Below are 8,799 nucleotides of genomic sequence, written 5' to 3'. Positions count from 1 at the left end.
ACATGTAGAAACTCCTTCTGCTATTATTGAGTTACCACACTTAACAATAGAACGCTAGATTACTAGCTCAGAAGGAGTTTTTCATTTTGTATTCAACTGAAAATGATTATATCATTCTCGAAGACAAAACCGCAACAGGTAAAAAGCGGGATTGGAAGGGAAAAAAGAGACGGACGAATCTTATGGCAGAGCATTACGAAGCGTTAAAGAGCAAGATCGGAGCACCTTACTATGGCAAAAAAGCTGAAAAGCTGAATGGATGTGCAGAATACCTTTCGTTTAAAAGAGATCCGGAGACGGACAAACTAAAGTTGTATCAAGCTCATTTTTGTAAAGTGAGGTTATGCCCGATGTGTGCATGGCGCAGGTCTTTAAAAATTGCTTATCACAATAAATTGATTGTAGAAGAAGCTAATCGCCAGTATGGCTGCGGATGGATTTTTCTCACGTTAACAGTTCGGAATGTTGTGGGTGACGGTCTGAAACCTGCAATTTCGGACATGATGAAAGGATTCAATCGGCTGATGAAATATAAAAGAGTTGATAAAGCGACTCTTGGTTATTTTAGAGCTTTAGAGATAACGAAAAATCATGAAGAAGATACATATCATCCTCATTTTCACGTGTTGTTGCCAGTGAAGAAAAGTTATTTTACTCATAATTACATTAAGCAGTCTGAGTGGACAAGCTTATGGAAAAAGGCAATGAAATTGGATTACACTCCAATTGTCGATATTCGTCGAGTGAAAGGTAAAGCGAAGATTGACGCTGAACAGATTGAAAACGACGTGCGGGAATCGATGATGGAGCAAAAAGCTGTTCTCGAAATCTCTAAATATCCGGTTAAAGATACGGATGTTGTGCGCGGCAACAAGGTGACAGAAGATAATCTGAACACGGTGTTTTATTTGGATGATGCACTGGCTGCCCGTAGATTGATCGGGTATGGCGGCATTTTAAAAGAGATACATAAAGAGCTAAATCTTGGTGATGCGGAGGACGGCGATCTGGTCAAGATTGAGGAAGAAGATGACGAGGTTGCAAATGGTGCATTTGAGGTCATGGCTTACTGGCATCCGGGAATTAAAAATTACATAATCAAATAAAAAGCAGGCATAATGCCTGCTTTTTATACTTTTAAAGGTTTATCAGTCTGTTCCGTATGTGAAATGAGAGACATATTCTCCACCGATTTTCTTAGTGCGCTTACTATTTTTGTACCATTGTGTTTGTCTTCTTTCGTGATAAACACCTTTAACTTTTTTATAATATAATTTTTTGCTGTAATAAGCTGTAGTAGGGGCCACTCCGCAAAAGTAGCTAACTACAGCTGAACCAATAGCTACAAATCCACCAGTAACAGCACCTAAAACAGCTGCTACAGCCCCAGCATATGTTTGTGCTATTTTGGTACTTCCTTTTATTGTTCTGTCATAAGTGTAGCTATTACCCCCACTCCCTGCACCTTCGGGAAGTGTCATGGTACTGAATGATCCAGTAGAGTTAGATGAAATAGTACTTTGGCTCATTGATTGTGCAAATTCTTTGGAAGCTTCTAAATCAGCTTTAGATAGCTTAGAATTGTTTGAAGTTAAATTGATATCTCCAGTTTTTTTGTTGTAAGTAGCAGTGAAACTTACTCCGTTTTTATCAATGACTGTAGTAGATCGAGTACTTAAAGTCTCACTAGTTGTTGGTGGTAGATAACTTACTTTGTTAGTATTTTCTTGAGCGTTGGCAAATGACATTGGTAATGCTAGAGTTAGTGATGAGGCTACAAGTAAGGATTTTATTAGCGTTCTTTTCTTCAAGTATTGCAACTCCCTTTGTTTTTAGAATATTTATACAGTTCAATTTTATCACTTTTTTTCAATAAAAAGGAGAGTAATTTCATAATGTCTATTAATTTAGTTTTTGTGAACCTCATTTTATGTGCTTTAGTTATTATTTCTTTATTTAAAATTTTTTCTTCTCGAAAACAAAGTAGAACAGGGTTTGTAGTTTTTTATATTATTTTTGGTCTTTTGTGTTTGTTTACTTTGCTTTATCGATTAATTTGAAATTAATAACTTAATAAATAATAAAGCAGACCGTGAAGGGTCTGCTTTTTTTGATTAAGACGGGGTTATGATCCATTCCTTGTTTAAGGGGCTATTGCACCGGAACCAATGCTTGCCCATTCTTTGTGAATTAGCTTTTTCCTTTTGCTGTCTCTATAAATTCTAAGCTGCCATCCAGTCCGTTTATATTTTCCTTTTGTTTTTGTGTATGTTTTTCTAGTCCAATAAACTGAGAATGAAGGAGTTGTGATAGCGCTGATAATTGCGGATGCAATTCCAACGATTGATCCCCAAGCAAAGTTTTTAACGATGGATGATGCAGCGATTACAGCTAAGACGACTGTAAATGAAGCATTAACAAATGCGAAGCTGCCTTTGATAGTGCTACCTTTTTTGTATTTATATCCACTTGGGACATCACCATAGCCTTGAAGAGTTAACAGGGTGTCATCGTTTATGTTGATCTGTTCTTCACTGGCTAATTCTTTAAAAAAGTCTTGTACTTCTGAATCAAGCTGTTCACCATTTGCGTACATTTTGTTTGTTTTTTTGTCGTATTCAGCAACTGATTTTTCATCATCATCACTTACTGTCACTTTTCTCATATCTTCATTTTCTGATATTGAATAAGTGTACATGTGACCATTATGTGTAAACGTTCCTGAATCATTGAATTCTTCTGACTGAACAATTGGTGTTGGTGCAGCAGCCTTTACGCTGTCATCTGTGAAAAATGACAAAGACGGGACAAAAATAATTGTTGCTAACGCTGAATATATTAGTTTCTTCAAAATGTATCCTCCTTTTGAAAAATGAATTACAATAAAAAAGGGAATTTTGTTAAATTCCACTAAATTTCGGAAGGTGTTACTGTGAGCAAAGATAATTCTTCAAAATTTATTAAAGCAGTTCAGTATCTCACCCTTATTGGAATTATTCTGTTGATTATCCCGTCTGGTCTTAATCCTTGGTATTTGAACTTTGTTCTTATATTGTTTGGAATCAATATTAGTGTTCGATCAGTTGTTCTTTTGAAATCTGGTAGAAAAACTGAATTTGGAGTTACTTTGGTAACTTGTTTGTTTTGTATAGGATTTGGTGTTTTTAGAATGTTTTTATAGGATGAAAAAAGGCGGGCTCAACGTCTGCTTTTTTTATGCAACAAATCAGAGGCGTCCGGATCGCTCTGAAATCACGGTAACACATATCATTCGCTATATGGGATTGAAATTCCATAATTTCAAAAAAATGAATACTAACTCCTACAGACTGCCATTTTAATTGCGTGGTTCCGCAGCATATCTTTTTTAAAAATTTGACACACAGAACAATTTGTTCACGTGGTCAAATGCTGCGGGAGCAGCAAGGGTTTTTCCGATTTTCTGCCGATCTCTCATCGGCGGAAAAGTCGGGTCGGCGGACAGCCGACAAGTGGCACGAACTTTCGATGCGATAGCGAGAATGAGAGAGCCACCAGCACCGCAGGTCGCACGTCCAAATTTGCCATGGGCATAATTTGGTGTAGTGCGTTACACCAAAGCTAAACTTTGTGTTACCATAACCCCTATAGAGTGGTCTGAATCGGGGGTTTTTCTCATGGCAAATTATGCGGTCATAAGGATGGAAAAATACAAAAAAGATAGATTGAATGGAACGCAAAAACACAATCAGCGGGAGTTTCAAAAAAGCAAAAATGAAAATATAGATCGGGAGCGGACACATTTAAATTATGATCTGGTGAACGAGAAACCGATTAGCTATTCAAAAGCGGTTCATGAAAAAATTGAGGGGCGAGTCAAACGAAAGGTCCGAGCGGATGCTGTTTTGGTCAGCGAATTTTTGATCACGGCAAGTCCTGACTATATGAATGGGCTGAGCGATGAGGAGCAGCGGCGCTATTTTGAAACAGCGGTTGATCATTTGAAAGAGAAATACAGCGTTGAAAACATGCTTTATGCCACAGTCCATATGGATGAAGCGACTCCCCATATGCATGTTGGTATTGTACCGATAACGGAGGACGGCCGACTCTCTGCTAAAGATTTTTTTAATGGCAAATTGAAGATGAAAGCCATTCAAGATGATTTTCATCGGCACATGGTGGAAAACGGTTTTGACCTGGTGCGTGGCGAACCGAGCGAAAAGAAGCATGAGAATGTTCACCAGTATAAAATCAATCAGCGGCAAGCGGAGCTTGAACGGCTTAATGCTGAAATTGCTTTAAAGGAAAAGCAGAGAGAGGAATTGGAAAAGCAAAACAAAGCTGTTCAAGCAGTCATAGAAGTGAAAAAAGAATCGTTGACAGCTAAGGCTGAAGAGTTGAAAATGCCGACTATTGAACATGAAAAAGCGTGGCTCAAAAAGGATAAAGTCATTGTGCCGGAGGGGGAACTCCATGCTTTGTATGCCTATGCGGAGCAGAAAACTAAAACGGCAGCCGAGTTGGCGGGGCAATTGAAGTCGGAAACGCAGGAAAAGGAGCGTTGGCAGTCTATCGCCCGGCAGGAAGCAGATCGGGCGGATGAAAAAGACCAACGGCTTCAGGAACTGCAGAGTAGGATCCATTCAGAAGTTGAAGCGTCCAAAAAGGAAATGCGGCGCAAGCTTGCAAAGGAATTTACGGAAGAACAGCGTCAGGATCTTCGGCAGGAAGTGAAAGAGGAACTGACGGCTTTACGAACGGAAAACGAGGAACTGTCAGCTGAAAATAAAGTTTTGATCATTCAAAGAAATAGCGAAGCTGCGGAGAGCCTAAAACTAAAACAGGAACTTGATAAGAGAAACGGGCAGTATGCTGAGGTTTTGAGTTTCGCCAAGAAGCAGAATCAAACACTTGAAAAAGTGGTTGGAGAAAACAAGGCGTTAAAAAAAGAAAATAAGACACTAAAAGAGAGAGTTGCCGTATTGGAACAATGGAAAGATAAAATGGTTCAGTGGGCTAAAGAAAAATTGCCAAAGATGCGTAAATTAGCGGCATCGTTTTTCCGTACGGCTGGAATGCCTAGAGAAGCCAATAAATATAAGGACAATGAATTAGAGCGGTGAAAACGGGCAATCAATTGCCCACTTAATTGCCCTTCCAAAATTTCCACCACTTTTTTTGTTTGGTGGCTGCGATCATTTTTTGTGTCTCAAGCGACTCACGTAATGCAGCGGTGAGTGTCTCGTGTCTTTCTTGCTGTCTCTTTTCGAATTGCTCCATCCGTTCTGCCATGCGGCGGTTGAAGTCTTCCTGTCGTTTCATAAATTCAACTAAAGGATTGTCTTGTAGCGATGTAGCGGGATCCGATATGGTCAGTTTTGAACGATATAGGCTTGCTATATGCTTTACCGTTTCATCGAGTGAGTGTCCATTGATTTTAGTCATTGTACATAGATACTCTAAAGTCTTTACGTCATCCTCGGTATAGAGTCGCCATCCTTTCGAATCTTTATTGAACGAATAGCCTTGTTCTTCAAGCATACTGGCATATTTGCGGACAGTGACTGGCTCTATACCAAGGTGTTTTGCGACGTCTTTTGACGATAATTTGACTCCCATATCCATCACGTATCACCTCGTAAAAAAGGTTCGCTATAGCGATGCTAAAGCCCTTTAAGTGCTGCACCCTTTATTTGAGTTGTTTTGTAAAAGGGTGCAATTGAAAAGGAGCGCTGCGCACCTAAATGAATTGAGAAATACAGTTATATCAAGGGATGAGAAGGATTTAAATTAAGTTTGAGTTTGTTTCGGAATTTAGGAGCTGATCACGGAGTGCCCAGTTATACGCACCAAATTTTTTGAAGCGTTTCATGACAAACTCCTGCAGGGGCTTTTAATACAAAAAGAGGTGTGTAGTAATGCAAGAGATTGATTTTGAAACAAGGATGAGATATGTAAGAGCAACCCTTGGTTTTGAGGGATTAGTACTGACGGAAGAAGAGGAAAAGCTTTTAGAAAGACGATTTCATGGAGAAATCACAGAAGAAGAATACATAAGAAAAGTGCTGGAGCTGTCTTATTCAAGGTGACTGATAATTGGGGTAGCGAGCGATTTTGGCGTGAGTCAACGGTAACCGGACCGTAGGGAGGATTAAGGAGTTGACTCGCTCAGCGCCACCCGAACCCTTTCAGCACTCAAACAAACCCGTTTGTTTGACGCCAACCGGCGAGGGAGCCCCCCGGAGATGCGGGGGGTTGGGGGGATTGAATGTTGGAATCCAACGGCCATCCGTTGGTGGGTTTGGGCAAAGCCCAAGGTATTACTCTAACTCTTGATGCAATTTGTTGTTTTTGTCGAGTAAGACAATTCCTTCAGGATTTCGTTCTGGGAAATGTTGTGGGAGATTTAGCTTTGGATCAGAAAGCAACTCCTGCATTTTCTTTTGTGCTTCAGCGAGCGTTTCAATTTTCAATTTTGATTCCTCCGGCGTTTTTGTCATAATACTAGCATGAGGTGGCGCTACCAGTAGTCCACGTAAAAAACAGATAGCTGGAAAAGGGCGGATGCTTTTTAGCAATCCGTCTTTTTTATGTTTGTGAGGTTCAAAGTTAATAAGAAATACCTCTGATAATGCTCATATTCGCTTCTGAGAGGTTTTAAGTTTTAAAACGAATAAATAGTAATGATGATGTAGAAAACGCTGTAAAGGGCTTTAAATTGATTTTATTAAGGTGGTGGAATTTTTGAAAAGAAATTTGGCAGCTGTTTTGATTTTTTGATTGTTGAAGTCTCTTTTAGATATAACGAAAGGTCTATTTTTTTGCTTTTTTTTCATGGATAAAAGCAGATGTAAGTCAAAATCATTATTTCTCTTTTGAAAATTTAAAATATTTCGCTTTCGGTTTGCCGAAAATTTTTGAGATGGCAGCCGCAACCCCGATTAAACGGCTTTTTCTGTGCTACCATTTACATAAAAAGGATTTTGTTAGGGAGGGGTTAATCAGAATGGAAGTTATTCCATCTGCCAATGTAGGGATCAAAATTAATGAATGGCATATGTACATAAATAGATTTGATGTTGAAAATGCGGAACGGTTGAAAGTCGAAGTTGAACAGATGATCGAAGGAATGGAAGAAGATCAAAACTTGTTGCTGTACTATCAACTGATCGTATTTAGACATCGAATGATGATTGATTATTTATTCCCAGTGGATTCGACCAAAAAGCTTGATAAAGCTGAGTATTTAAGAAAGATTGAAGGTAAGGGAAGAAAACTGTCAGGGATGCTGGAATACTATACTTATTTCTTTAAAGGGATGCATGATTTTTCTTTAGGGAAGTTTATTCGGGCGATTGAGTCATACAAAAAAGCAGAAAAGAAACTAGTAAGGGTATTAGATGCCATTGAAAAAGCTGAGTTCTATTACAAGATGGCTGAGGTTTTTTATCACATGAAACAAACGCATGTGTCTATGTTTTATGTCGAACAAGCTTATGAAATTTATAAAAAGCATGATACTTATAAAATCCGAATGATTCATTGTTTAACTGTTGTTGCAGGAAATTATATTGATTTGGAAGCACATGGCCAAGCTTTGCCACATTTACAAAAGGCGTTGGAAATCGCTGAGGATATTTCTAATACGCAATTGATGACCAAAGCACTTTTGAATGTAGGGTGCTGTTATAACGGTATGGATAAAACAACCATGGCTATAGGTTATTTTCGTAAGGCTGCAGAAGTCGCGGAGAAAGCAAAAGCCAAGGAATTAACTCAAATTTATTATGAATTAGCTTTAATTCATTTTAAGCAAAATGAAAAAATTGAAGGACTAGAGTTCTACAATCAAGCACTCGAAAGTGCCCAACTGTTTGAAAATGATTTGTTTTTGTCTCTGTTAAAAGTTGTGAATGCATTGTTCATCGAATCAGGAAATAGATCGAATGTGCTAGAAGCCATGGAGCCACTTAGAGACAGCCGTGGTTACCCTTATTTAGAAGAACTGGCTTTAGAAGCGGCTGAATTTTATACTAGGAAAGAGCGTATGGATGATTCTGTATATTTTTACGGAGAAATGGTTCACGCTCAAAAACAAATTCAAAGGGGCGATTTCCTGTATGAAATTTAAGTTGCTTTGCTCTTTAGCCATTGCTTTAAGCGTATTAGTCGTGTCCGGTCAGGCAGTAGATCAAAATGATAAATCTACAGCGCAAACTGAACGACATGGTGATTTTGAAGTAGCTTCAAGGTTGGCAACTTGATATTGTTCCCCTAGGCAGATCATTAGGTCTGCTTTTTTCACTCTAGCGGAGTGCCCACTTACGCACCTTACTAAGAGGTGCTGGTTTTTTCGCAGCTAGCGAAATAAATAATGCTTTGCATTGAGCTTGGAATGCAGTTACTCGAAGTCAATTCCTAAGGAGTGATTATGTATGAACATTTCAGCAGCTGAAAGTCGTAATTCTACAGGAGCTATTTTTTAAAAAAAATCTCCCCCCTACGGGGGGGGGAGTATGGTTTTGATCTTTGGGTTTTGGTTTTAAAAAAAGCCGGCTGTTTTCAGCCGGCTTTTTCGATTTTGGCAAAGCCGAAATCGGGTCTTTTCTTATCTTGATACTATATAGAAACACCAAGATTTTTTAAAATCGAGTCAAAGTCTTGTGTGTCAAGGCTTTGAGGTGTTTTTGACATGTAGAAACTCCTTCTGCTATTATTGAGTTACCACACTTAACAATAGAACGCTAGATTACTAGCTCAGAAGGAGTTTTTCATTTTGTATTCAACTGAAAATGATTATATCATTCTCGAAGACAA

9 protein-coding genes are annotated in these 8,799 nt (G+C 38.8%); 5 read left to right on the top strand and 4 right to left on the bottom strand.

Annotated features, from left to right (window positions below; genetic code table 11):
• Nucleotides 1–86 precede the first annotated feature (86 nt).
• Nucleotides 87–1,106 (top strand): protein rep, encoded by a 1,020-nt coding sequence (locus JMN17_RS21295; protein ID WP_202329187.1) that lies wholly within the window; start codon nt 87–89, stop codon nt 1,104–1,106.
• A gap of 42 nt (nt 1,107–1,148) precedes the next feature.
• On the opposite strand, the gene JMN17_RS21290 is transcribed toward JMN17_RS21295, so the two are convergent.
• The gene (locus tag JMN17_RS21290; protein WP_202329185.1) at nt 1,149–1,811 is read right to left on the bottom strand and encodes a hypothetical protein; all 663 of its coding nucleotides are present in this window, start codon (nt 1,809–1,811) and stop codon (nt 1,149–1,151) included.
• A gap of 332 nt (nt 1,812–2,143) precedes the next feature.
• Nucleotides 2,144–2,851, bottom strand: a complete 708-nt coding sequence (locus tag JMN17_RS21285) for a hypothetical protein (protein ID WP_202329183.1) — start codon at nt 2,849–2,851, stop codon at nt 2,144–2,146.
• Between the two features lie 805 nt (nt 2,852–3,656).
• Here JMN17_RS21285 and mobV point away from each other — a divergent pair.
• Nucleotides 3,657–5,105 carry a MobV family relaxase gene (gene mobV / locus JMN17_RS21280; protein ID WP_100739379.1) on the top strand — a complete coding sequence of 483 codons (1,449 nt, stop codon included), beginning with the start codon at nt 3,657–3,659 and terminating at the stop codon, nt 5,103–5,105.
• A gap of 22 nt (nt 5,106–5,127) precedes the next feature.
• On the opposite strand, the gene JMN17_RS21275 is transcribed toward mobV, so the two are convergent.
• Nucleotides 5,128–5,607, bottom strand: a complete 480-nt coding sequence (locus tag JMN17_RS21275) for a DUF3967 domain-containing protein (RefSeq protein WP_100739378.1) — start codon at nt 5,605–5,607, stop codon at nt 5,128–5,130.
• Between the two features lie 293 nt (nt 5,608–5,900).
• On the opposite strand from JMN17_RS21275, the gene JMN17_RS21270 reads away from it, so the two are divergent.
• Nucleotides 5,901–6,071: a hypothetical protein gene (locus tag JMN17_RS21270; RefSeq protein ID WP_202329182.1), complete on the top strand. Its 171-nt coding sequence runs from the start codon at nt 5,901–5,903 to the stop codon at nt 6,069–6,071.
• 231 nt (nt 6,072–6,302) lie between these two features.
• Here the strand turns inward: JMN17_RS21270 and JMN17_RS21265 are convergent, their stop codons facing one another.
• Nucleotides 6,303–6,455 carry a hypothetical protein gene (locus JMN17_RS21265; RefSeq protein WP_180298652.1) on the bottom strand — a complete coding sequence of 51 codons (153 nt, stop codon included), beginning with the start codon at nt 6,453–6,455 and terminating at the stop codon, nt 6,303–6,305.
• A gap of 533 nt (nt 6,456–6,988) precedes the next feature.
• Here JMN17_RS21265 and JMN17_RS21260 point away from each other — a divergent pair.
• Nucleotides 6,989–8,113: a response regulator aspartate phosphatase gene (locus JMN17_RS21260; RefSeq protein WP_202329181.1), complete on the top strand. Its 1,125-nt coding sequence runs from the start codon at nt 6,989–6,991 to the stop codon at nt 8,111–8,113.
• Complete coding sequence (locus JMN17_RS21255) at nt 8,103–8,246, top strand: hypothetical protein (RefSeq protein WP_163189876.1); 144 nt, start codon at nt 8,103–8,105, stop codon at nt 8,244–8,246. Before JMN17_RS21260 ends, JMN17_RS21255 begins: the two co-directional genes overlap by 11 nt.
• Nucleotides 8,247–8,799: the final 553 nt, after the last annotated feature.

Origin of the sequence: Bacillus sp. RHFS10, assembly GCF_016757475.1 — a bacterium.
Classification (GTDB): Bacteria; Bacillota; Bacilli; order Bacillales; family Bacillaceae; genus Bacillus; species Bacillus subtilis_G.
Note: the sequence above shows the minus strand (reverse complement) of the source record. Positions and strands in the feature narration are given on the sequence as shown.